Raw genomic sequence first — 22913 nt, 5'->3', positions numbered from 1 at the left:
CGCAAGATCAGGAAAGGAAACCTCTCATGACCCGGGTCTCGATCGACCTCAACGCCGATCTCGGCGAGGGCTTCGGCCGGTGGACGCTGACCGACGACGAGCGGCTGCTGTCGGTCGTCACCAGCGCCAACGTGGCCTGCGGCTTCCACGCCGGGGACGCGGCGACGATGCGGCGCGTCTGCGAGCTGGCGGCGGAGCGCGGGGTACGGATCGGGGCCCAGGTCTCCTACCGCGACCTGGCCGGCTTCGGGCGGCGCGCCATGGACGTGCCGGCGGCCGAGCTGGCCGCGGAGGTCGCGTACCAGATCGGCGCCCTGGAGGTGTTCGCCCGCGCGGCCGGTTCACGGGTGGCGTACGTCAAGCCGCACGGGGCGCTCTACAACCGGGTGGCGCGCGACGAGGAGCAGGCGGCGGCGGTCGTCGACGGCGTGCTCCTCGCCTCCGCCGGCGGGCCGGGGCCGGGTCTGCCGGTGCTCGGGCTGCCCGGCTCCCGGCTGCACGAGGCGGCCGCGAAGGCCGGACTGCCGGTCGTCGGCGAGGCGTTCGGCGACCGCGCCTACCGGGCGGACGGCACCCTGCTGCCACGGGGGCAGGAGGGCGCCGTGCTGCACGACCCGGCCGAGGTCGTGGAACGCTCGGTGTCCATGGCCCGGTTCGGCGCCGTCACCGCGCACTGCGGACGGTCGGTCGCGGTACGGGCCCGGTCGCTGTGCCTGCACGGCGACACGCCCGGCGCGGTGGACCTGGCCCGCCGGGTGCGGACCGCCCTGGAGTCGGCCGGAGTCCGGGTGGAGGCCTTCGCATGAGGGCCCGTGAGGTGTTCCGGGTCGGCGACCACGGCCTGCTCGTCGAGCTGGTGAGCGGGGAGGCGGCCGAGGCCTTCCACGCGGAGCTGCTGCGCCGCCGGGAGGCGGGCACGCTGCCCGCCGTACGGGAGATCGTGCCGGCCGCGCGCACGGTGCTCCTCGACGGCGTGGCGGCGCCCGGCCGGCTCGCGGCCGAGCTGCGCTCCTGGGACGTGCCCGACCTGCCCGCGCGCGTGGCGGCGGCCGTGGAGCTGTCCGTGCGCTACGACGGGCCCGACCTCGCCGAGGTGGCCGCCGGCTGGGGCGTGTCGGTGGAGGCGGCCGTGCGGATCCACACGGGCACCGAGTTCCGGGTCGCGTTCTGCGGGTTCGCGCCGGGCTTCGGCTATCTGACGGGTCTTGGCGGCCGCTACGAGGTGCCGCGCCGGGCCACTCCGCGCACCGCGGTGCCGGCCGGGTCGGTCGCGCTCGCCGGTCCGTACACGGGCGTGTATCCGCGGTCCTCGCCCGGTGGCTGGCAGCTGATCGGCACGACGGACGCGACGCTCTGGGACCCGGCCCGGGAACCGGCCGCGCTGCTGTCCCCCGGCACCCGGGTGCGGTTCACGGCGGCCGGCCGATGACCGACCGTGCCTTCGCCGTCGTACGGGCCGGGGCGCTGACCACCGTGCAGGACCTCGGGCGGGCCGGACACGCGCATCTCGGCGTGCCGCGCTCGGGTGCGCTCGATCCGGGCGCGGTACGGCTCCTGAACCGGCTGCTCGGCAACGAGGAGGGCGCCGCCGTCCTGGAGACCACCCTCACCGGGTGCGCGGTGCGGCCGCGGTGCGCGGTGACGCTGGCGGTGGGCGGGGCGCCGTGCCCGGTACGGGTGGAAGGCCGGCCCGCCGCCTGGGGCGCGCCCGTACGGGTCGGGCCCGGGCGGCTGGTGGAGGTGGGCACGGCGGTGCGCGGACTGCGCTCGTACGTGGCCTTCGCCGGCGGCGTCGCCGTCGAACCGGTGCTCGGCAGCCGTTCCACCGACCTGCTGTCCGGGCTCGGCCCGGCGCCGCTCGCGGACGGTGCGGTGCTGCCGCTGGGCGCGCCGGCGGCCGTACCGGCGCCGGTCGACGCCCCGCCCTGGCCGGGCCCGCGGGACGAACTGGTGCTGCGGGTCCGGCTCGGACCGCGCGAGCGCTGGTTCACGCCGGCCGCCCTGGAGTCCCTCGCCACGCGCGCGTGGTGGGTGTCGCCGGCGAGCAACCGCATCGGGCTGCGCACGGAGGGTCCGCCCCTGGAGCGGGCCGTCGGTGGCGAACTGCCCAGCGAGGGCATGCCGTTGGGCGCGGTGCAGGTGCCGCCGGACGGCCGTCCGGTGGTGTTCCTCGCCGACCACCCGACGACGGGCGGCTATCCGGTGGTGGCCGTGGTGCGCGAGGCGGACCTGGCGGCCGCGGCGCAGGCGGTGCCGGGGACGGTGGTGCGCTTCGTGCCGTACCGCTGAGGGTGTGGCGGGCGGCGCGGGTTCACGGCGGCGGGTCACCGGGCGGCGGGCCGTATCCTCCGCCGCCGGGTGTGCGGACGACGAGGACGTCGCCGGGGCCGACGTCGGTGGTGTCGACGCCGCCGAGCCGCTCGACGGTGCCGTCGGCGCGTTCCACGGAGTTGGCGCCGAGCCCGCCCGGCAGGCCGCCCGCCATGCCGTACGGCGGGACGCGGCGGTGGCCGGTGAGCAGGGCCACGGTCATGGGTTCCAGGAAGCGGATGCGGCGCTCGACGCCGGCGCCGCCGTGCCGGCGGCCCGGTCCGCGGCTCTCCTCGCGGACCGTGAAGGCGTCGACCCGGACCGGGTGGCGCCATTCGAGGATCTCGGGGTCGGTGAGCCGCGAGTTGGTCATGTGGGTCTGGACCGCGTCGGCGCCGTCGAAGTCCTCGCCCGCGCCGGAGCCGCTGGCGACGGTCTCGTAGTACTGCACGCGGTCGTTGCCGAAGGTGACGTTGTTCATCGTGCCGGAGCCCTCCGCCTGGACGCCGAGGGCCGCGTAGAGGGCTCCGGTGACGGCCTGTGAGGTCTCGACGTTTCCGGCGACGGTGGCGGCGGGAAAGCTCGGGGCGAGCATGGAGCCGGGCGGGACGCGCACGTCGAGCGGTTCCAGGCAGCCGCTGTTGAGCGGGATGTCGTCGTCGACGAGGGTGCGGAAGACGTAGAGGACGGCGGCCATGACGACGGAGGTGGGCGCGTTGGCGTTCGTCTCGCGCTGCGGCGAGGTGCCGGTGAAGTCGATGACGGCGGAGCGGTGGGCGCGGTCGACGCGGACGTCGACGCGGATCTCGGCGCCGTCGTCGGTCTCGTAGCGGCAGGAGCCGTCCCGCAGCCCGGCGACGATGCGGCGTACGGACTCCTCGGCGTTGGCGCGGACGTGCCGCATGTAGGCGTGCACGACGTCGAGTCCGAACTGGTCGACCGTCTTGCGGAGTTCCTCGATGCCCTTCTCGTTGGCGGCGATCTGGGCCCGCAGGTCGGCGAGGTTGGTGTCGGGGTCGCGCGAGGGATACGGGGCGCCGGTGAGCAAGGCCCGGGTCTCGGTCTCGCGCAGCCTTCCGTCGCGGACGAGGAGCCAGTTGTCGAAGAGGACGCCCTCCTCGTGGACGGTGCGGCTGAAGGCGGGCATGGAGCCGGGCGTGATGCCGCCGATCTCGGCGTGGTGGCCGCGGGAGGCGACCAGGAAGCGCAGCTCGCCGCCGGTGTCGTCGAAGACGGGCGTGACGACGGTGACGTCGGGCAGGTGGGTGCCGCCGTGGTACGGGTCGTTGACGGCGTACACGTCCCCGGGCCGCAGGTCGCCCTCGTTGCGGCGCAGCACCTCCTTGATGGACTCGCCCATGGAGCCGAGGTGGACCGGGATGTGCGGCGCGTTGGCGATGAGGTTGCCGTCCGGGTCGAAGAGGGCGCAGGAGAAGTCGAGGCGTTCCTTGATGTTGACGGACCGGGCGGTGTTCTCCAGGCGGACGCCCATCTGCTCGGCGACGGCCATGAAGAGGTTGTTGAAGACCTCCAGGAGGACCGGGTCGACGTCGGTGCCTGCGGCCGTGCGGGCGGGCCGGGGCGTGATGCGGCGCAGCAGCAGGTGGCCGTCCTCGGTGGCGGTGGCGCGCCAGCCCGGGTCGACGACGGTGGTGGCGTCGGCCTCGGCGAGGACGGCGGGGCCGGTGACGGTGTCGTCGGGGCGCAGGTCCTCGCGGCGGTGGAGCGGCGTCTCGACGGGCCGGCCGCCGCTGTACGCGGTGACGGTGGCCCGCGGTGTCAGGGCGCCCTTCCGCGCGGACCGTGGCACGACGACGGGGCCGTGCGGGCCGGTGGTGCCGACGGCCTCGACGGAGACGGCCTCGACGACGAGGGGTTGGTCCATGGTGAAGCCGTAGCGTCCGCGGTGGAGGGCTGTGAACGCGGCTTTCATCTCTTCCGGGTCGGCGAGCGGCACGGGCAGGCTCGCGTCGGTGCCGGCGTAGCGCAGCAGTACGCGCGCGTGGGTGGTGATCGCCTCGTCGGGCAGGGCGTCGGCGCGCAGTTCGCCGCGGGTGCGGTCGGCGAGTTCGGCGCAGAGGCGGTCGACGCGCTCGCGGGTGCCGGGCGCGTCGAGGTCGGCCTCGACGGACCGCTCGCGCATGGCGGTGGCGTCGGCGAGACCGATTCCGTACGCGGACAGGACACCGGCGAGCGGTGGTACGAGCACGGTGTCGACGCCCAGCGCGTCGGCGACCGCGCAGGCGTGCTGGCCGCCCGCGCCGCCGAAGCAGGTGAGGGCGTAGCGGGTGACGTCGTGGCCGCGCTGGACGGAGATCTTCTTGACGGCGTTGGCCATGTTGAGGACGGCGATCTCCAGGAAGCCGGCGGCGACCTGCTCCGGTGTGCGGCCGCCGCCGATCTCGGCGGCGAGCGCCGTGAAGCGGGCGCGGACGACGTCGGCGTCGAGCGGCTGGTCGCCGTGTTCGCCGAACACGGCCGGGAAGTGGTCGGGCTGGATCCGTCCCAGCATCACGTTGGCGTCGGTGACGGTGAGCGGGCCGCCGCGGCGGTAGCAGGCGGGGCCGGGCACGGCGCCGGCGGAGTCGGGGCCGACGCGGTAGCGCTGCCCGTCGTAGTGGAGGACGGAGCCGCCGCCGGCGGCGACGGTGTGGATGCTCATCATCGGTGCGCGCATCCGCACTCCGGCGACCTGGGTGCCGAGTTCCCGCTCGAACTCGCCCGCGTGATGCGACACGTCGGTGGAGGTGCCGCCCATGTCGAAGCCGACGACCCGGTCGAAGCCGGCCTGCCGCGAAGTACGGGCCATGCCGACGACGCCGCCGGCGGGGCCGGACAGGACGGCGTCCTTGCCGCGGAAGTGGGCGGCCTCGCGCAGTCCTCCGTTGGACTGCATGAACATCAGGCGGATCCCGGCGAGTTCGCGGGCGACCTCGTCGACGTAGCGGCGCAGGATCGGCGAGAGGTAGGCGTCGACGACGGTGGTGTCTCCGCGCGGGACGAGCTTGATGAGCGGGCTGACCTCGTGGGAGCAGCTGACCTGGGTGAAGCCGGCGGCGCGGGCGAGTGCGGCGACGCGGGTCTCGTGGGCGGGGTTGCGGTAGCCGTGGAGCAGGACGACGGCGGCGGAGCGCAGGCCGTCGCGGTGGGCGGTGGCCAGGGCGGCGGTGACGGCGTCCTCGTCGAGCGGGGTGACGACGCGGCCGTGGGCGTCGAGGCGTTCGGGGACCTCGGCGACCCGCTCGTACACCGCCTCGGGCAGCACGATGCGGCGGTCGAAGATGCGGGGCCGGTTCTGGTAGGCGATGCGCAGGGCGTCGCGGAAGCCGCTGGTGACGAGCAGGAGGGTGGGTTCGCCGCGCCGTTCCAGGAGGGCGTTGGTGGCGACGGTGGTGCCCATCTTGACGACGGCGACGCGCTCGGCGGGAACGGGCTCGTCCGGGCCGAGGCCGAGGAGGAGGCGGATGCCGGCGACGGCGGCGTCGTGCGGGCGGTGCGGGTCGTGGGAGAGGAGTTTGCGGGTGACGAGGCGCCCGTCGGGGCGACGGCCGACGACATCGGTGAAGGTGCCGCCCCGGTCGATCCAGAACTCCCAGCGGCCGGCGCCCGGCTCTGCGGTCATGTCCTCATTGTCGCCGCGAGGGCCCGGGAGAGGGCGAGGTCGGCGCGCGCGTCGAGGCGGACGCGGGTGCCGGTGGCGGAGTGGCGCAGCTCGGCGGCGGCGAGCAGGAGCAGCTGCGGCAGCAGGTCGCCGCAGCGGCGTACGACCCAGGCGGTGCCGGCGGTGGCGAGCCAGAGCAGGGCGTCGGTGCGGGTCGGCGGCGGCTGTTCGGGCTCGGGCGAGGGAGGTGCGCCGTGGGCGAGGCCCCGTTCGCGCAGGAGCCGGTGGAACGCGGCGGCGACGGCGCGGTGGCCGCGCTCTCCCGGGTGCAGCCGGTCGGCGCTCCACAGGTCGCGGTCCTCGGTCCAGGCGGGCCCGTCGAGGTGCAGGTGGACGGCTCCGTGGCGGGCGGAGAGCGCGTGCACGACCGCGTTGACGGCCCGCTGCCGGCGGGCCAGCGGGCGGGCGAGCGGCGCGGGCAGGGCGAGCATCCGGCCGGGGTCGGGCAGACAGGCGGTGAGCAGCACGGCCCCGCCGGCGGTGAGCTCGGCGCAGACGCGGTCGAGCCGGCGGGCCAGCAGCCCGATGTCGAAGGTGCGGCGCAGGGTGTCGTTGACGCCGACGACGACCGAGGCGAGGTGGGGCCGCAGCGCGAGGGCCTCGGGCAGTTGCCGCTCGGCGACGTCCAGGCTCTGCGCACCGCTGACGGCCAGGTTCCGGAACATCACGCCGCCGTCGGTGTCCGCGTGCAGCGCGTCGGCGAGCAGCGCGGCCCAGCCCCGCCACCGCGTGCCGACCCGGTCGCCGACGCCCTCGCTGAGGGAGTCGCCGAGCACCACGAACCGGGTGACGGCCGCCTCCGGACCGGGCGCGGGCGCGGACGGGGGCGCGGGCAGGAGTGAAGGCGCGGGTGGGGGCGCGGGTGGGGGTGGGGGCGCGGGCCGGATGGCGACCGTCTCCTCGCCACGGGCGGTCACCGGCGGGTCTCCTGGGGCAGCAGGGCGTCGTGGGCGGCGAGGAAGGCGGCGGTGGCGCGGGACCAGGAGAAGAGTTCGGCCCGGCTACGGGCGGCCGCGCGGCGCTCGGCCTCGGGCCGGGCGAGCAGCGCCTGGACGGCACGGGAGAAGGCGGCCGGGTCGTCACCGGCGCAGGCACCGGCGTCGGCGACGACCTCGGGCAGGGCCGAGGAGGCGCTGCAGACCACGGGCGTGCCGCAGGCGAGGGCTTCGAGGGCCGCGAGGCCGAAGGTCTCGGCGGGTCCCGGCGCCAGGCACACGTCGGCGGCGGCCTGGAGGTCGGCGAGGGCCTCACGGTCGGCGACGTGGCCGAGGAACCGCACCGGGAGCCGCAGCTCCCGCGCCCGGCGTTCGAGCGCGCCCCGGAGCGGCCCGTCGCCGGCCACCACGAGAGCGGCCCGGACGCCGCCGGCGCGCAGGGCGGCGAGGGCGTCGAGCGCGGTGCCGGGGCGTTTCTCGACCGAGAGCCGGGAGCACATCACGAGCAGCACCCGCTCGCCGTCCGCGTACCGCGCCCGCAGGACGGTGCTGCGGCGTCCGGGCCGGCAGCGGTCGAGGTCGACGCCGAGCGGGGCGCGGACGACGTTGCGCGCGCCGATCCGTACGAACTCCCGCTCGGCCCACTCCGTGGTGCAGACGATCCGGGAGTACGCCCAGGCGCTGCGGCGGTTGAGCCGGTCGGCCGCGCGGGCGGCGAGGGCGTCGGGCACGCCCCAGGTGCGCAGCACGCCGTCGGCGGTCTCGTGGGAGACCATCACGGACGGGACGCGGGCGCGGCGGGCCCACTCGCCGGTCCAGCGCAGGGTGGTCCGGTCGGAGACCTCCAGGCGGTCGGGCGCGAGGTCCTCCAGGAGCCGGCGCAGGCGACGGCGGTCGGCGAGGACGCGGTAGCCGCCGGTGCCGGGCAGTTCGGGGCCGGGCAGGGTGATCACCCGTCCCTGCGGGGTGTCCCGGTCGCTCGCCGTGTCGCCGGGGACGACGAGGACGGGCTCGTGTCCGGCGGCCCGGTAACCGCGGCCCAGCCGGTCGAGGGCGGTGCGCAGACCGCCGGAGGTCGGGGTGACGAAGTTGGCGAGCCGCACGATCCGCAGGCCGTACGGCGCCGGGCCGGGCCCCTCGTCCCGCCGCCGCCCGTCCTCGCGGCCCGCGCCCGTACGCAACCCGTCGCCGCGGCCCGCGCCCGCGCCCGTACGCCTCAGGTCCACACCGCCCGCGCCCGTACGCCTCAGGTCCGGGCTGCCTACGGCGGAGCCGCCCGCGCCGCTCGTCCGCGTGCCGTCCACCGGGCCCCTCACGCCGCCACCGCCGTCCGCTCGCGCAGCACCTCGCGGTAGTGGCCGATCAGTTCGTCGCCGACCGCCTCCCAGGTGCGCCGTTCGACCGTGGCTCGGCCGGCTCTGCCGTAGGCGGCACGCAGGGCGGGCGCGGCGGCCAGCGCGGCGACGGCGGCGCGCAGCTCGTCCGGTTCCTCGGGCGGGATCAGCAGCCCGGTGCGGCGGTGCGCGACGAGGTCCAGCGGGCCCCCGGCGGCGGGCGCGACGACGGGCACGCCGCTGGCCATGGCCTCCTGCACGGTCTGGCAGAAGGTCTCGTACGGACCGGTGTGAGCGAACAGGTCGAGCGAGGCGAAGATCCGCGCGAGGTCGTCACCGGTGCGCCGGCCGAGGAAGACGGCGCCGGGCAGGGCGGCGCGCAGGCCGGGCTCGCTGGGGCCGTCGCCGACGACCACGACCCGTACGCCGGGCAGCGCGCACGCGCCGGCGAGCAGTTCGACGCGCTTCTCGGGAGCGAGGCGGCCCACGTAACCCACGATCGTCTCGCCGTGGGGTGCGAGCCGGCGGCGCAGGTCCTCGTCGCGCAGCTCGGGCCGGAAGCGCGCGGTGTCGACTCCGCGGCCCCACAGCCGTATCCGGCCGATCCCGTGCGCCTGGAGGTCGCGCATGCTGGCGGTGGACGGCGCGAGGGTGCGGTCGGCGGCGCCGTGCACCGCGCGCAGCCGGCGCCAGGCGGCGGCCTCGCCGGTGCCCATGTAGGTGCGGGCGTAGCCGGCGAGGTCGGTCTGGTAGACGGCCACGGCCGGCAGGCCGAGCCGGGTGGCCGCGGTCATCCCGCGCATGCCGAGGACGAACGGGCTCGCCAGGTGCACGAGGTCGGCGCGGTGCGCGGCGAGGGCGGCGGCGACGCGCCGACTGGGCAGGGCGACCCGTACCTGCGGATAGCCGGGCAGCGGCAGGGACGGGACGCGGACGACGGGGCAGGGCGCGTCGGCGTCCGTGCCCGCGGCGGAGGCCGGGACCGCGGGCGCGACGACGAGCGGGTCGTGGCCGCGGCGGGCGAGGTGACGGGCGGTCTGCAGGGCGCAGTGGGCCACGCCGTTGACGTCGGGCGGGAAGGACTCGGTGACGATGACGACACGCATACCCGTGTTGTCGTCCGACTCGGCGTGTCCCCGTCAAAGTGGATCTGGACGGCCGGGGAACGTCCCATGAGCGTTTCCCCCGGCGCCCGCGGCCCGGCCCCGTCGAAGACCCGGTCCCTTCGGAAACCCGGTCCCTACGAGGACGACGGACGGGGGCGGCCCTGCCCGGGCCGCCCCCGTCCGTCCGACGCCGCAACGCCGGTCGTCAAACCTGCAGGTCCAGATCCGGGCCTATGCGGCCCCGGACGGCGTCCTGGACCTCGGCCTCCTCGGCCGGATCGGCGGCGAGGCGGCGCAGGCGGTCGGCGACGCGGGCGTCGCCGGTCTCGGCGTGGAGCGCGGCGATCTCGCGGGTGGTCTCCTCGCAGTCCCAGAGGCACTCGACGGCGAAGCCGCTGGCGAAGCCGGCGTCGGTCGTGGCCAGGGCGCGGGCGGTGCGGCCGCGCAGCTGGGAGGAGGCGGTCTCGCGGTAGACGTGGCGCAGCACGGGCGCGGCGCAGACGATGCCGAGGCGTCCCGCGCCGTCGACGAGCGGGTAGAGGGCCGGGGCGTCGGGGCCCTGGGCGCGGACCGTCTCGCGGAGGGCACCGAGGACGAGGGGGGAGTCCTCGGGGCCGCCGCGATGGGCGAGCGTCGCGGCCGCGGCGGCGCCGAGCGCGTCGGGCCGGTGGATCCAGCCGCGCGCCCGGTCGACGGCGGCCTCGCCGCTCATCCGCTGGTAGGCGGTGACGGCGGCGTCGGCGACGGTGGGTGACCCGTCGGCGACGGCGGACTCGACGAGGTCGAGGACGGCGGGGTCCTGGGCCTCGGCGAGGTAGTGCAGGGCGGCGCAGCGGGCTCCGTCGGGGCCGCTGCGGGCGGCGGCGAGGATCGTGTCGCGGTCCTCGGGCGCGGCCACGGCGACCAGGCAGCGGGCGGCGGGCCCGTACAGTTCGGCGCCGCGCTCGTGGCCTTCCTGGGCCCAGTCGAGGACGGCCCGCACGCTCCAGCCGGGCCGGGGCCCGCCGGGTCGCATCTGGCGCTGCCAGCGGTCGAAGGAGCCCTGCTCGCGGGCGGCCTTGAGGCGGGCGCCGACGGTGGGCCGCGGGTCCTCGGCCCACAGCCGCCAGGGCCGCGGTTCGAAGGCGTCGCGGACGGCGGCGGCCAGCTCGGCCTCGCCCTCGGCGTCGGCCGGGAAGCGGGCGAGGACGGGCACGGCGAGGGCGCGCAGGCCCGCGTCGTCGTCGCGCAGCGCGAGCTCGTCGAGGGCCCAGGCCCAGTTGGTGCCGGTGGCGGCGTAGCGCCGGAGCAGCAGCAGGGCGTCGCGGCGGCCGTACGAGGCGAGGTGGCCGAGCACGGCGAGCGCGAGGCCGGTCCTGGACTCCTCGGTGTCGAGGTGGTCCTCGGCTCCGAAGAGGTGCGCCTCGATCTCGTCCAGACCTCCGTGGAGGTCGAGGTAGAGCCGCGCGTAGTAGAGGGAGCGGTTCTCGACCCGCCAGTCGTGGCGGGGGTCGTCGAGCACGCAGTGGTTGAGGGCCGCGAGGGCCTCGGCACGTGGTGCGGCGAGCGCGTGCAGCGTGCCGTCGCCGCGGCCCCGCTGCAGCAGACCGAGCAGGGTGCCGCTCGGCGCTATGACTGGATCGAACATGGAAGACGCCTCACATCAAGCTGTCGACACGACCGGGGGGATTCCCGGGATGAACCGGGGCAGGCTGTTCGCCTAGGCCGTGCGGCAACATGTCGGGCCGCCCGTCGTCCTGCGCTTGCCAGTGACCATCTTCCTCTGCCTCTCGTCGGTGGCCCCCTGCGGGCCCGACGTCATGATGACCCACCCATTTCGCCACCGCGACCACATTTACGGCGCCGTCTCACCTGGGGTTCAGCCGTTGTTCACCGAGCTCCGAAGAGCTCCAGGAGTTCTGCCTTCCCAAACATCCGCGCGGTATCCACGGCGGACGGAGTCCCTGCTTCCGGATTCGCCCCGCCGGCGAGGAGGGCGCGGACGACGGCGTCCTCGCCCTTGAAGACGGCGCCGGCGAGCGGCGTCTGGCCGCGGTCGTTGGCGCGGTCGGCGTCGGCGCCGCGGGTGAGGAGGGCGGTGACGGCGGCGGGGTGGCCGTGGTAGGCGGCGAGCATGACGAGCGAGTCGCCCTTCTCGTTGCTGAGGTCGGCCGGGACGCCGGCGTCGAGGTAGGCGGCCAGGGTCGCCGCGTCCCCGGTGCGGGCCAGGTCGAAGACCTTGGAGGCCAGTTCGACGACCTCGGGGTCCGGGGTCTCGTGCTCGCTCATCGTGGTGCCCACCTCTCCTTGCGTCCTTGCCGGTCCCCCGCACGGCGGGCGGGGCCGTACGAGTGAATCGACAGGGTACTGCCCGTGGCGCGACATGAGGGGGCGCGTCCGCGGCAAGGATCATCGCGGCTCACCCCGGGGCCCGGCGCCCTAGCGCACGGCGCGCGTTTCGCCACCCGGAGAGGCCCCGGCATCCGCCGGTCAAGTGAAATCGCCCACCGTTCACCCATTTGCACCTTTAGTCATATCGATACTTGCTGTGAACCTGGAAGGACTCAAGGTGACTGTCCCCTCAACCAGGAGAACACCTCATGATCCTGTCCATCTCAGGCGTCGTCCTGCTCGGCATCATCTGCTTCCTGTTCTTCAAGAAGGACGGCATGAAGGCCTCGCACGCCCTCGTCAGCTCACTGTTCGGCTTCTACCTCGCGGGCACCGCGATCGCCCCGAGCATCACCGCCGGCGGCCAGAGCCTCGCCAGCCTCTTGGGCGGGATCAAGTTCTGACGCCTCTCATCCCCTTCCACCCCTCCAGGAGTACGACGTGGCCCGGCGACCACTCCCCCGCATTCTGAGCAGCGGCAGCGCACAGATCGCTCGCAGCCGAGAGATCGCGCGCACGGCCGCCGACAGTGCCACCGACGTGCTCCATCCGCTGATCACCGTCACACGTGGTCTGCGGAAGCTGGCCGCGACCGCGCGCGGCAAGTGGGCCGCGACCCCCAAGGAGCGGCGCGGTCCCACGCTGTTCCTGGTCGCGGCCTGCGTCGTCGCCGTCGCCCTCGTGCCGTACGGTCCGCTGCTCGCGCTCGTGGCGCTGATGGGCGCGGCCGCCTGGCAGGGACGTCAGCGCCCGGTCGTCAAGACCGGGCCGGACGACGCCGAGGTCGCCCGGCTCAAGGGCCTCTACGAGGCCCTGGTGCCGTATCTGTCTCTCCCCGAGGATCCGGAGCCGCTGTTCGCCCACGGCGGCGACTTCGGCGCCGCCTTCGCCGACTACGCCTTCGACGACGACGGCCGCCTCACCCGGCTGCGGATCTCCTATCCCCCGTACTTCACCGACGGCGAGCCGGCCGCCCGGGCCCGCATCGAGCAGCTGCTGCACGCCAAGTCGGGCCGGGGCCGCGAATACCTCTTCGACTGGGACGAGGAGGGCAACCAGCTCACCCTGCGGGTACTGCCCCCGCTGCCGACCACCATCGCCGCCCAGCGCTTCGTCACCGCGCCCGGCGAGACCGTGCTCGGCTTCACCGACGCCGACGCCGTGCAGCGGACCGTGCCCGTCGTGGCCTCCGACGGCACCGAGGACGCCCCGGCCGTCGTCTGGCGCACCGGCTTCCGCTCCACCGAGCCGCATCTGCTCGCCGTCGGCCAGCCCGGCAGCGGCACCACCTCCCTGCTCCGCTCGATCGCGCTCCAGGCCCTTCCGCACGGCGACGTGCTGGTGATCGAGGGCAGCGGCACCGGCGAGTACGCGTGCCTGGTCGGCCGGGCCGGTGTGCTCGCCGTCGAGTGCGGGCTCGGCGGGGCGCTGGCCAGCCTGGAATGGGCCGCGAACGAGACCGAGCGGCGGCTCGTCGCCGCGAACCGGGCCCGGCAGTCCGGCCAGCCGGCGCCCGAGGACACCCGCCGCCCGCTGTGGATCCTGCTCGACCGGCCCAGCGTGCTCGGCCACCTGGCCGCCGCCCATGGCCGGCCCGACCCGCAGGACCTGCTCCAGGTGCCGCTGCGGCACGGCCGGGCCGCGCAGGTCACGGTGGTCGTGGCCGAGCAGTTCGACAGCCTGGACGCGCTGGGCGAGACGGTGCGCGGTCACACCCGGGCCCGCGTGGTGCTCGGGCCCGCCTCGCACGAGCAGATCGCCGCGGTCCTGGGCACCGGCCCGCACACCACGCCCGTCCCGGACGTCCCGCCGGGGCGCGGTTACGTCCGCCTCGGCAGCGCGCCGGTGCTGCGCCTCCAGGTGCCGGCGACGCCCGATCCGTACGACGACGAGGCCACCGAGGCGCACCGCCGGGCGGTCCTGGAGCTGCTGCCGGAGCGCCGCACGGCGACGGTCGCGGCACCGGCGGTGCCGGCGGTGCCGCCCGCGGCGGCGGTGACGGCGACGGCCGACGCGGCTCCCGGAGCGGCCGCGGAACCGGACCGGGCCGCGGTCACGGCCACCGCCCCGCTGCCCGTCCTGGACCGCGAGGGCCCGGAGAGCCGGGCCGGCCACGAGGACCTGGACCCCGACACGGCGCCGACCCTGCGCAAGGAACCGGGCACGGCCTCGTTGCCCTCTCCCGTCGCGGCGGAGGGCTGAACTCCCGACGCCGTACGGAAGAGGGCGGCCGCACCCCGACGGGTGCGGCCGCCCTCTTCGTCGCTCGGTCCGTCCGCTACGCCACGAAGGAGCGCGTCGCCTCCACGCCCGCGCCGGCGCCCGACTCGACGAGGCGGGCCGCGGCGGCCAGCCGGACGGCGGCCTCCTCGGCGACGGGGCCGCTGACGGTGAACGGGAGCCGGACGTAGCCCTCGAAGGCGCCGTCGACACCGAAGCGCGGCCCCGAAGGGACCCGGACGCCGACGCGCTCGCCGACCTCGGCGAGCCGGGACCCGGACAGACCGCCGGTGCGCACCCAGAGCGTCAGTCCGCCGCGCGGCACCTCGAACTCCCAGTCGGGCAGCTCCTTGCGGACCGCCGTCACCAGGGCGTCGCGGTTCTCGCGGGCCTGGCTGCGGCGCAGGCTGACGGCCTCCTCCCAGCCGCCGGTGCGCATCAGCCAGTTGACGCCCAGCTGCTCCAGGACGGGCGTGCCGAGGTCGGCGTAGGCGCGGGCGGCGACCAGGGAGCGGATGACGTCGGGCGCGGCCCGCACCCAGCCGATCCGCATGCCCGCCCAGAACGCCTTGCTCGCCGAGCCGACCGTCAGCACGGTGGCGCCGGCCGGGTCGAAGGCGCAGACCCGCCGGGGCATCTCCAGGTCGTCGTCCAGGAACAGCTCGGTCATCGTCTCGTCGACCACGAGGACGGTTCCGGCGGAGCGGGCCGCCTCCACCAGCTGCCGCCGCTGGTCCTCGTCGGCGAGGGCACCGGTGGGGTTGTGGAAGTCGGCGACGACGTACGCGAGGCGGGGCGCCGCGTCGCGCAGCACCTGGCGCCAGCGGCCCAGGTCCCAGCCGGCGAGGCCCTCGGCCATGGCGACGGGCACGAGCCGGGCGCCCGCCTCGCGCATCAGCTGGAGGATGTTGGCGTACGAGGGCGACTCGACGGCGATCCGCTCGCCGCGGCCGGCGAAGAGGTGGCAGATCGCGTCGATGGCGCCCATGGCACCGGTGGTGACCATGATCTGCTCGGGCATGGTGGGGATGCCGCGCTCGGTGTAGCGGTCGGCGAGCATCTGCCGCAGCGCAGGCAGGCCGGCCGGGTAGTCGCCGTGCGTGTGGGCGTACGGCGGCAGCTCCTCCAGGGCGCCCTGGATGCCGCGGGTGAGCCAGGGCTCGGGCGCGGGCAGGGCCGCGCAGCCGAGGTCGATCATCGAGCCGAGGGACTCGGGCGGCAGCGGCTCCAGGCCGCGGGCGGGCAGCGGGTTGCCGGCCGGGACGGCGGTCCAGCTGCCGGCGCCGCGGCGGGACTCCAGGAAGCCCTCGGCGCGCAGCGCCTCGTAGGCGGCGGCGACGGTGGTGCGGCTGACGGTGAGCGCGACGGCCAGTTCGCGTTCGGCGGGCAGCCGGGCGGCGACCGGGACGCGGCCCTCCAGGACCAGCAGGCGGATGCCGTCGGCGAGGGCGCGGTACGCGGGCGGCTTGCGGGCTCCGGGCGCGGCGGGCCGCGGCTGCTGGGCCTTGAGCTGCCGGGCGAGCTGGGCCGGCCCCACGGCCGAAGTCCACTGGGCCATGGAAATCAGTCCACCTTCCGCGAATTGGCCATGGTTGGCTCTTCGTCTCCCGCCACAGAGTGTCATGAGTCAGTCCACCCGCACCACCCAGGTCTTCTCTCAAGGGGGCACTTCCTTGTCCATCGCCTCCGGTCTCCGCGGCCGGCACCTCACCCGCAGGCTCGTCCAGCTCTACGCCGGTCTCGCGCTGTACGGCATCAGCTCGGCCCTGCTCGTGCGGGGCGGGCTCGGTCTGGAGCCCTGGGGCGTGCTGCACCAGGGGCTCGCCGAGCTGACCGGACTGAGCATCGGCGTCGTGTCGATCGTCGTCGGAGCGGTCGTGCTCCTGCTGTGGATCCCGATCCGGCAGCGACCCGGCCTGGGCACGGTCTCCAACGTCTTCGCCATCGGGCTCGCCATGGACGGCACCCTGGCGCTGGTGCCCGAGACGGACGGCCTGCCGGCCGGGATCGCGCTGATGGTGCTCGGCATCGTCCTCAACGGTGCGGCGACCGGCCTCTACATCGCGGCCCGCTTCGGCCCCGGCCCGCGCGACGGCCTGATGACCGGTCTGCACCGGCTCACGGGCCGGTCGATCCGGCTGGTCCGTACGGCGATCGAGGTCGCGGTCGTCGCCACGGGATTCCTGCTCGGCGGCTCGGTCGGCGTCGGCACCGTCCTGTACGCGCTCGCCATCGGGCCGCTCGCGCAGTTCTTCCTGCGCTGGTTCGCCGTCCCGGAGTCGGAGTCGGACTCGGACTCGGACTCGGACTCGGAGTCGGAGTCGGAGTCGGCGTCGGATCCTGGATCCGACATCCAGGAGATCGGATCCGATATCCCGCAGATCGGATCCGATATCCCGCAGATCGGATCCGATGTTCAGGATCCTGGATCCGATGTTCAGGATCCTGGATGCGATCCGGTCGCCGCCCCGACACCGGAGCAGGCCATACTGCGGCGGTGACTCGCGTACGCCACCCCTACCTCGACCACCCGGCGCCCCTCCCCTTCGCCCACCGCGGCGGCACGGCGGACGGCCTGGAGAACACCGCGGCCGCCTTCCGGCGCGCCGCCGCCGCCGGATACCGCTATTTCGAGACCGATGTGCACACGACGTCGGACGGCGTGCTCGTCGCCTTCCACGACGCCACGCTCGACCGGGTCACCGACACCGCGGGCCGGATCCGGGACCTGCCCTGGGCGGCGGTCCGGGAGGCGCGGGTGGCCGGCAAGGAGCCGCTGCCGCTCTTCGCGGACCTCCTGGAGGAGTTTCCCGAGGCCCGCTGGAACGTGGACCTGAAGGCCGAGTCGGCCCTGGAGCCGCTGGTGGAGCTGATCTCCCGGACCGGCGCCTGGGACCGGGTGTGCGTGGGCTCCTTCACCGAGGCGCGGGTGGCACGGGCGCAGAAGCTCGCCGGGCCGCGGCTCGCCACCTCGTACGGGGTGACCGGCGTCCTCGGCCTCCGGCTGCGCTCGCTCGGCATCCCGGCCGCGCTGCGGGCCGGCGCGGTGGCCGCCCAGGTGCCGGAGCGGCAGGCCGGCCTCCCGGTCGTGGACCGGCGCTTCGTGCGCGAGGCGCACGCCCGCGGCCTCCAGGTCCATGTGTGGACCGTGAACGATCCCACGCGGATGAACACTCTCCTCGACCTGGGCGTCGATGGCATCATGACCGATCATCTGGAGACGCTGCGCACGGTGCTGACCGAGCGAGGAGCGTGGGTCTGAGGGCCCGCGGCCCGGGCGCGCGTCCCGTCAACGGGGACGAACGAGGGGGCGCGGGCGTGACCGCAGACACCACCGATCCGGACGGCCGGACCGCCGATCCGGCCGCCGCGCGCAGACGCGAGCAGCGCGGCTGGTACTTCTACGACTTCGCGTGCTCGGTCTACTCGACCAGCGTCGTCACCGTGTTCCTGGGGCCCTATCTGACGTCGGTCGCCAAGGCCGCGGCGGACGCCGACGGATTCGTGCACCCGCTGGGCGTGCCCGTACGGGCCGGTTCCCTCTTCGCGTACGCCGTGTCGGTCTCGATCGTCGTGGCGGTGTTCGCGATGCCGCTGGTGGGTGCCGTGGCGGACCGTACGGGCCGGAAGAAGCCGCTGCTCGCGGCGGCGGCGTACGTGGGCGCGGCGGCGACGACCGGGATGTTCTTCCTGGAGGGCGAGCGCTATCTCCTCGGCGCCTTCCTGCTGATCGTGGCGAACGCGTCGCTGTCGGTGTCGATGGTGCTCTACAACGCTTATCTGCCGCAGATCGCCGAGCCCGACGAGCGGGACACGGTCTCCTCGCGCGGCTGGGCGTTCGGCTACACCTCGGGCGCGCTGGTCCTGGTGCTCAATCTGGTCGTGTACGCGGGTCACGACTCCTTCGGCCTGTCCGAGGGCGCGGCGGTACGGATCTGTCTGGCCTCCGCCGGTCTGTGGTGGGGCGCCTTCACGCTCGTGCCGCTGCGCCGGCTGCGCGACCGGCGGACGGAGCGGGTGCACGGCGAGGGCGCCGTCGGCAGCGGCTGGAAGCAGTTGTCGGCCACGCTGCGCGACATGCGCCGCCATCCGCTGACGCTGTCGTTCCTGCTGGCGTACCTGATCTACAACGACGGCGTGCAGACGGTGATCTCGCAGGCCTCGGTGTTCGGCTCCGAGGAGCTGGGGCTGGACCAGACGACGCTGATCACGGCGGTGCTGCTGGTGCAGGTGCTCGCCGTGGCGGGCGCCCTGGGCATGGGCCGGATGGCGCGCTCGTACGGGGCGAAGCGGACGATCCTCGCCTCGCTCGCGGTCTGGACGGCGATCCTGCTGGCCGGATACTTCCTGCCGGCCGGGGCACCGGTCTTCTTCTACTGCCTGGCGGCGGCGATCGGCCTGGTCCTCGGCGGCAGCCAGGCGCTGTCGCGGTCGCTGTTCTCGCATCTGGTGCCGCGCGGCAAGGAGGCGGAGTACTTCTCGGCGTACGAGATGAGCGACCGGGGACTGAGCTGGCTGGGTCCGTTGGTGTTCGGTCTCGCGTATCAGCTGACCGGAAGCTATCGGGATGCCATCATCTCTCTGGTGATCTTCTTCGGCGTCGGCTTCGTCCTGCTCGCCCGGGTCCCGGTGCGGCGCGCGGTGGCCGCCGCCGGAAACCCCGTGCCAGGCCGAATTTAGACGCGGAAGTGAAAGGGCGGTAGTGTACGCCTTTGGCCTGCCAGGCGGACCGTTACTGCGTGCTGACTTAGTGAAGACGCTAGGTGACATCTGCTGCCAGATGTGACAAAACGGGCACTGGTGGGTACAAAAAGGGGCGGCACGACGGGCGACGCATGACCCGGAACGGGAATCTTTACCGCCGACCGGACGTTGACCGGATGACGACGACAGCGACACCTGTCCTGTGGGCGACAAGCCCGGGAGGCACGATTCATGAGTGAGCGAGCTCTTCGCGGCACGCGCCTCGTGGTGACCAGCTACGAGACCGACCGCGGCATCGATCTGGCCCCGCGCCAGGCGGTGGAGTACGCATGCGAGAAGGGGCATCGTTTCGAGATGCCCTTCTCGGTCGAGGCGGAGATTCCGCCGGAGTGGGAGTGCAAGGTCTGCGGAAGCCAGGCGCTCCTGGTGGACGGGGACGGCCCCGAGGAGAAGAAGGGCAAGCCGGCGCGTACGCACTGGGACATGCTCATGGAGCGGCGCACCCGCGAGGAGCTGGAGGAAGTGCTGGCCGAGCGGCTGGCGGTCCTTCGTTCCGGTGCCATGAACATCGCCGTGCATCCGCGCGACAGCCGGAAGTCCGCCTGACGGACCGACGGGACGACGGCCGCACGGCCTGACAGAACAACGCCGCGGGGCCCGGTACACGCAACGTGTACCGGGCCCCGCGGCGTTTGTGCGCGGGTCTCCGTGCGCGGCCGGCGCGGCGGCCGTACGAGAGGCGTACGGCCCGGGCCCGGCGACGGGCCGGCGGCCGTGCCGGACGAGCCCCGCGGCGGGCCGGGCGGGCCGTACGCGCGTCAGGGCGTCAGTGGCGGGCGGGAGTCCTGGGTCGGCGGCGGGCCCTGAGGCGTGTCCTGGCGGATGACCTCACCCTGCACGACCTTCCCGTCCGGCCGGCGCATGCGGGCCTGCTGGAAGGCGTCCTGGAGGCTGCCCGGCGTCGCGGCGGCCATCCGGCGCTCCGCGGCCTTCTCCGCGTACCGCCCGACGGCCGCACGGACCGGCGGGATCAGCAGCAGCAGACCGGCCGCGTCGGAGATCAGACCGGGGATCATCAGCAGCAGGCCGCCCAGCATCAGGAAGCCGTTGCGGTCCTCCGCGCCGGTCCGGTCGGCGGCCGCGGGCATCTCGCCGCGCCGCGCCGCCTCCTGGGCCCGCTGGAAGGTCCCGGTGAGATGGGCGAAGGCCCGCCGGCCCGCCCGCTTGATGACGGTCGCACCCAGCACGGCGCCGCCGACGAGCAGCAGGAAGACGGTGAGCCCGCCCGCCGCGTTCGCCACGACGGTGAGCAGCCAGATCTCCAGGACCGTCCAGAGGACGAGGCCCAGCGGAAGGAACGTACGCGCGCGGGAGCGCTTCGGGGCGGTGGTGGGGGCGAGAGGAGGCGTTGCGCCGGTCGTCATGCACCCCAGTGTGCCTGGATGCCCGCAGGAACGTCGTAAAGGAGAGATCAGCTCACGGCTTGCGGCCGAGCAGCTTGCCGACCTTCCGGGCCCGGGCGCTGACGCCCCAGCCGGTGACCCGCCACAGCGCCTCGACGAGGATGTCGCGGCTCATCTTGGAGTCGCCGACCTCCCGCTCGACGAAGGTGATGGGCACCTCCACGACGTGGAATCCGGCGGCGACGGCGCGCCGGGCCAGGTCGACCTGGAAGCAGTAGCCGGCCGAGGCGACCTCGTCGAGGCCGAGGCCGAGGAGGGTCTCCTTGCGGAAGGCGCGGTAGCCGCCGGTGACGTCGCGGATCGGCACGTCGAGCATGAGCCGGGAGTAGAGGCTGCCGCCGCGGGAGATGAACTCGCGGGACTTGGGCCAGTTCACGATCCGGCCGCCGGGCACCCAGCGGGAGCCGAGCACCAGGTCGGCGCCCTTGAGCGCGGTGAGCAGCCGGGGCAGCTCCTCCGGCTGGTGGGAGCCGTCGGCGTCCATCTCGACGAGGACGTCGTAGCCGTGGTCCATGCCCCAGCGGAAACCGGCCAGGTAGGCGGCGCCGAGCCCTTCCTTGCCCTTGCGGTGCAGCACGTGGACGTGATCGTCGTCGGCGGCGATCTCGTCGGCGAACTTGCCCGTGCCGTCGGGGCTGTTGTCGTCGGCGACGAGCACGTGCGCATCGGGCACGGCTTCCCGCACCCGGGCGACGATCGGCTTGATGTTCTCCGCCTCGTTGTAGGTCGGGATGATCACCAAGGCCTTGCCGAGCGGGCCGTATCGCCTCTGGCCACCGTCGTTCACTACTGCCCCTTCGGATACATACGCGAGCCCCCACCATAGCGAGCCGCGCGCATGTGGTGCGGGATCGGGGCCCGGCGTCCTTCGGGCCGACCCGGGGACCCGCTGGCTGCGGATCGGCCGAGGCCGTTGTCTACTGAACGCCCGGGCCCCACCCGGGTCGCACCCTCCGCCGGAAAAACCTTCCCTCGCCCCCGAGGCGCGGGCGGCGTTCGGTGCCTGCGTGGAGGTTTGAAACCGGTCGGACGTCCGTGGTGGACCCGCCGAACCTACCCGCCGGTGGCGGCCTGCTGTCAACACCCGTTTGACCTGCGGCGATGAACCGTCACTGCAGGACAGCGACGAAGATCCGCAGGTCGTGGGCGAGCGGGACGAGGTCCGACCCGTGGAGCGAAATGTCCTGGTGTCACACGTTCGGCCGCACGAACACCGTTTGTCCGGAGACGACGGTGCGGAGGCACACGGGCAGCTCGCGGCCGGGCGTCAGATCGGGCAGACCGGGCGTCCCGGAGCGCGGGTCGGTGGACCAGCGGGCCACCCGGTCGTCGGGCGCCTGGACCACCAGCTCGCCGGTGCGCCAGACCGCGTAGTCGGCCGGGGCGCCGGGCACCAGGGTGCCCGCGTCGTCGCGGCCGACCGCGCGCCAGCCGCCCCGGGTGTGCGCGGTGAAGGCGGCGCGGACCGAGACGCGGTGCTCCGGCGTCCGGTGGAAGGCGGCGGCCCGGACGGTGCCCCACGGGTCCAGCGGCGTGACCGGGCTGTCCGAGCCGAAGGCGAGCGGCACGCCCGCGCGCAGCATGGCGGCGTACGGGTTGAGGGCGCGGGCCCGCTCGACGCCGAGGCGGTCGGCGTACATGCCCTCCTCGCCGCCCCAGTACGCGTCGAAGGCCGGCTGCACGGAGGCGGTCAGGCCCAGCTCGGCGAAGCCGGCGATCGCCTCCGGGCTCAGCATCTCGGCGTGCTCGACGCGGTGGCGGGCGGCCCTGATCCGGGCCAGGCCGAGCTTTTCGGAGGCGGTCCGGACGCCCTCGAGGACCGCGTCGACGGCGGCGTCGCCGATGGCGTGGAAACCGGCCTGGAGGCCGGTCTCGGTGCAGGCCACGACGTGGGCGGCGACGGCGGCCGCGTCCAGGTGGGCGACGCCGGTGGCGTCCCGGTCCGCGTAGGCCTCGTGCAGGCACGCGGTGTGGGAGCCGAGGGAGCCGTCGGCGAAGAGGTCGCCGGCCGCGCCGAGCGCGCCGAGCGCCCGGGCCCGCTCGACGTCGAGGTCCGCCCAGTAGCCGACGACGCGCGGGCCGGGCTCGCTGCGGGCGAGGTCGAGGAGGCCGGTGAAGTCCTCCTCGGAGGAGATCTCGGGGCCGCCGCACTCGTGGAGGGTGCCGATGCCGAGCGAGGCGGCGTGCCGGCGGGCGGCGCGCTGGGCCTCGGTGCGCTGCCGGGGCGAGAGCGCGGCGTAGGCGGCGGCGCGGACGGCGTGGTGGGCGTCGCCGGTGAGCGGCTGCCCGTCGTCGAAGCCGGCCAGCGCGCGGACGCCGGGGACGAGGTCGAGCAGGGCGGTGGTGACGACGGCCGAGTGGACGTCGATCCGGGTGAGGTAGAGCGGCCGGCCGCCGGTGAGCTCGTCGAGTTCGGCGCGGGTCAGCGGGCGGCGCTCGGGCCAGCGGGCGGCGTCCCAGCCGTGGCCGATGAGGATCCGGTCGGCCGGGCGGGCGGTGGCGTAGGCACGGATCCGCTCCGCCGCGTCGGCGAGCGAGGCGGCGGCGGACAGGTCGAGACCGGTCAGGGCGAGGCCGGTCGCGGTGGTGTGCACATGGGCGTCGACGAAGGCCGGGGTGACGAGCGCGCCGTCGAGGTCGACCACCTCGTCCACGCCGGAGGCGAAGGCGTCGGCCGCGCCTTCCGAGCCCACCCAGGCGACGTGCCCGCGCTCCACCACCATGGCGGTGGCGAAGGGGTCGGCGGGGCTGTGGACTTCTCCACCGCGCAGCAGCACGGTGCGGTGTTCGTTCGCGCTCATGCGACCAGG

The 22913-nt window shown here is 74.9% G+C and carries 18 protein-coding genes and 1 pseudogene; 9 read left to right on the top strand and 10 right to left on the bottom strand.

Features of this window, described 5'->3' with window-relative positions; all coding sequences use genetic code 11:
* The first annotated feature begins 26 nt into the window (after nucleotides 1–26).
* The 3 genes from ACIGO8_RS20610 to ACIGO8_RS20600 are packed head-to-tail and all read left to right on the top strand — an operon-like array spanning nucleotide 27 to nucleotide 2289.
* Nucleotides 27–806: a LamB/YcsF family protein gene (locus ACIGO8_RS20610; RefSeq protein WP_399732325.1), complete on the top strand. Its 780-nt coding sequence runs from the start codon at nucleotides 27–29 to the stop codon at nucleotides 804–806.
* A complete protein-coding gene (locus ACIGO8_RS20605; protein ID WP_399732323.1) occupies nucleotides 803–1429 on the top strand; it encodes an allophanate hydrolase subunit 1 in 627 nt (208 codons plus the stop codon). Before ACIGO8_RS20610 ends, ACIGO8_RS20605 begins: the two co-directional genes overlap by 4 nt.
* Nucleotides 1426–2289 (top strand): biotin-dependent carboxyltransferase family protein, encoded by an 864-nt coding sequence (locus tag ACIGO8_RS20600; protein ID WP_399732320.1) that lies wholly within the window; start codon nucleotides 1426–1428, stop codon nucleotides 2287–2289. Before ACIGO8_RS20605 ends, ACIGO8_RS20600 begins: the two co-directional genes overlap by 4 nt.
* Before the next feature lie 22 nt (nucleotides 2290–2311).
* Here the strand turns inward: ACIGO8_RS20600 and ACIGO8_RS20595 are convergent, their stop codons facing one another.
* The 6 genes from ACIGO8_RS20595 to ACIGO8_RS20570 form a co-directional block, all read right to left on the bottom strand.
* The gene (locus ACIGO8_RS20595; protein WP_399732317.1) at nucleotides 2312–5932 is read right to left on the bottom strand and encodes a hydantoinase B/oxoprolinase family protein; all 3621 of its coding nucleotides are present in this window, start codon (nucleotides 5930–5932) and stop codon (nucleotides 2312–2314) included.
* A complete protein-coding gene (locus ACIGO8_RS20590; RefSeq protein ID WP_399732453.1) occupies nucleotides 5929–6807 on the bottom strand; it encodes an SGNH/GDSL hydrolase family protein in 879 nt (292 codons plus the stop codon). Before ACIGO8_RS20590 ends, ACIGO8_RS20595 begins: the two co-directional genes overlap by 4 nt.
* A gap of 77 nt (nucleotides 6808–6884) precedes the next feature.
* Nucleotides 6885–8018, bottom strand: a complete 1134-nt coding sequence (locus ACIGO8_RS20585; protein WP_399732451.1) for a glycosyltransferase — start codon at nucleotides 8016–8018, stop codon at nucleotides 6885–6887.
* Nucleotides 8019–8218: 200 nt separating this feature from the next.
* On the bottom strand, nucleotides 8219–9346 hold the full coding sequence (locus ACIGO8_RS20580; protein WP_399732314.1) for a glycosyltransferase family 4 protein: 1128 nt from the start codon (nucleotides 9344–9346) through the stop codon (nucleotides 8219–8221).
* 205 nt (nucleotides 9347–9551) lie between these two features.
* Nucleotides 9552–10973: a HEAT repeat domain-containing protein gene (locus ACIGO8_RS20575; RefSeq protein WP_399732311.1), complete on the bottom strand. Its 1422-nt coding sequence runs from the start codon at nucleotides 10971–10973 to the stop codon at nucleotides 9552–9554.
* Nucleotides 10974–11215: 242 nt separating this feature from the next.
* Nucleotides 11216–11614, bottom strand: a complete 399-nt coding sequence (locus ACIGO8_RS20570; protein ID WP_399732309.1) for an ankyrin repeat domain-containing protein — start codon at nucleotides 11612–11614, stop codon at nucleotides 11216–11218.
* Nucleotides 11615–11925: 311 nt separating this feature from the next.
* Between ACIGO8_RS20570 and ACIGO8_RS20565 the strand changes: the two genes are divergently transcribed.
* Nucleotides 11926–12120 carry a hypothetical protein gene (locus ACIGO8_RS20565; protein WP_329122987.1) on the top strand — a complete coding sequence of 65 codons (195 nt, stop codon included), beginning with the start codon at nucleotides 11926–11928 and terminating at the stop codon, nucleotides 12118–12120.
* A gap of 37 nt (nucleotides 12121–12157) precedes the next feature.
* Nucleotides 12158–13918, top strand: a complete 1761-nt coding sequence (locus tag ACIGO8_RS20560; protein WP_399732306.1) for a hypothetical protein — start codon at nucleotides 12158–12160, stop codon at nucleotides 13916–13918.
* A 76-nt stretch (nucleotides 13919–13994) separates the two neighbouring features.
* On the opposite strand, the gene ACIGO8_RS20555 is transcribed toward ACIGO8_RS20560, so the two are convergent.
* Nucleotides 13995–15494: a PLP-dependent aminotransferase family protein gene (locus tag ACIGO8_RS20555; RefSeq protein WP_399732304.1), complete on the bottom strand. Its 1500-nt coding sequence runs from the start codon at nucleotides 15492–15494 to the stop codon at nucleotides 13995–13997.
* A 64-nt stretch (nucleotides 15495–15558) separates the two neighbouring features.
* On the opposite strand from ACIGO8_RS20555, the pseudogene ACIGO8_RS20550 reads away from it, so the two are divergent.
* The 4 genes and pseudogenes from ACIGO8_RS20550 to ACIGO8_RS20535 form a co-directional block, all read left to right on the top strand.
* Nucleotides 15559–16230, top strand: a pseudogene (locus ACIGO8_RS20550) (YitT family protein); the annotation flags it as partial.
* 203 nt (nucleotides 16231–16433) lie between these two features.
* Nucleotides 16434–17198: a glycerophosphodiester phosphodiesterase gene (locus ACIGO8_RS20545; RefSeq protein WP_399732301.1), complete on the top strand. Its 765-nt coding sequence runs from the start codon at nucleotides 16434–16436 to the stop codon at nucleotides 17196–17198.
* 56 nt (nucleotides 17199–17254) lie between these two features.
* Nucleotides 17255–18616 carry an MFS transporter gene (locus ACIGO8_RS20540; protein WP_399732298.1) on the top strand — a complete coding sequence of 454 codons (1362 nt, stop codon included), beginning with the start codon at nucleotides 17255–17257 and terminating at the stop codon, nucleotides 18614–18616.
* A 255-nt stretch (nucleotides 18617–18871) separates the two neighbouring features.
* Nucleotides 18872–19246: an RNA polymerase-binding protein RbpA gene (locus tag ACIGO8_RS20535; protein ID WP_026278069.1), complete on the top strand. Its 375-nt coding sequence runs from the start codon at nucleotides 18872–18874 to the stop codon at nucleotides 19244–19246.
* Between the two features lie 212 nt (nucleotides 19247–19458).
* Here ACIGO8_RS20535 and fxsA read toward each other — a convergent pair whose 3' ends face one another.
* The 3 genes from fxsA to ACIGO8_RS20520 all read right to left on the bottom strand — a co-directional run bounded on the left by fxsA (nucleotide 19459) and on the right by ACIGO8_RS20520 (nucleotide 22904).
* Nucleotides 19459–20064, bottom strand: a complete 606-nt coding sequence (gene fxsA, locus ACIGO8_RS20530) for an FxsA family membrane protein (RefSeq protein ID WP_399732295.1) — start codon at nucleotides 20062–20064, stop codon at nucleotides 19459–19461.
* 52 nt (nucleotides 20065–20116) lie between these two features.
* A complete protein-coding gene (locus tag ACIGO8_RS20525) occupies nucleotides 20117–20890 on the bottom strand; it encodes a polyprenol monophosphomannose synthase (protein ID WP_399732293.1) in 774 nt (257 codons plus the stop codon).
* A gap of 403 nt (nucleotides 20891–21293) precedes the next feature.
* Entirely contained in the window at nucleotides 21294–22904 is a 1611-nt protein-coding gene (locus ACIGO8_RS20520) for an amidohydrolase (RefSeq protein WP_399732291.1), read from the bottom strand.
* Between the last annotated feature and the right edge of the window lie 9 nt (nucleotides 22905–22913).

It is taken from the genome of Streptomyces sp. NPDC053493 (assembly GCF_044544825.1).
GTDB lineage: Bacteria > Actinomycetota > Actinomycetes > Streptomycetales > Streptomycetaceae > Streptomyces.
The sequence above is the reverse complement of the archived record's forward strand: the minus strand, read 5'-3'. Positions and strand labels throughout refer to the sequence as shown.

What these genes read in the sequence shown, in the direction of transcription:
- ACIGO8_RS20565 (WP_329122987.1), top strand. Translation starts at nt 11,926, where the DNA reads ATGATCCTGTCCATCTCAGGCGTCGTCCTGCTCGGCATCATCTGCTTC.
- ACIGO8_RS20595 (WP_399732317.1), bottom strand. Translation starts at nt 5,932, where the DNA reads ATGACCGCAGAGCCGGGCGCCGGCCGCTGGGAGTTCTGGATCGACCGG.
- ACIGO8_RS20600 (WP_399732320.1), top strand. Translation starts at nt 1,426, where the DNA reads ATGACCGACCGTGCCTTCGCCGTCGTACGGGCCGGGGCGCTGACCACC.
- ACIGO8_RS20610 (WP_399732325.1), top strand. Translation starts at nt 27, where the DNA reads ATGACCCGGGTCTCGATCGACCTCAACGCCGATCTCGGCGAGGGCTTC.
- ACIGO8_RS20575 (WP_399732311.1), bottom strand. Translation starts at nt 10,973, where the DNA reads ATGTTCGATCCAGTCATAGCGCCGAGCGGCACCCTGCTCGGTCTGCTG.
- fxsA (WP_399732295.1), bottom strand. Translation starts at nt 20,064, where the DNA reads ATGACGACCGGCGCAACGCCTCCTCTCGCCCCCACCACCGCCCCGAAG.
- ACIGO8_RS20580 (WP_399732314.1), bottom strand. Translation starts at nt 9,346, where the DNA reads ATGCGTGTCGTCATCGTCACCGAGTCCTTCCCGCCCGACGTCAACGGC.
- ACIGO8_RS20535 (WP_026278069.1), top strand. Translation starts at nt 18,872, where the DNA reads ATGAGTGAGCGAGCTCTTCGCGGCACGCGCCTCGTGGTGACCAGCTAC.
- ACIGO8_RS20605 (WP_399732323.1), top strand. Translation starts at nt 803, where the DNA reads ATGAGGGCCCGTGAGGTGTTCCGGGTCGGCGACCACGGCCTGCTCGTC.
- ACIGO8_RS20555 (WP_399732304.1), bottom strand. Translation starts at nt 15,494, where the DNA reads ATGGCCCAGTGGACTTCGGCCGTGGGGCCGGCCCAGCTCGCCCGGCAG.
- ACIGO8_RS20520 (WP_399732291.1), bottom strand. Translation starts at nt 22,904, where the DNA reads ATGAGCGCGAACGAACACCGCACCGTGCTGCTGCGCGGTGGAGAAGTC.
- ACIGO8_RS20570 (WP_399732309.1), bottom strand. Translation starts at nt 11,614, where the DNA reads ATGAGCGAGCACGAGACCCCGGACCCCGAGGTCGTCGAACTGGCCTCC.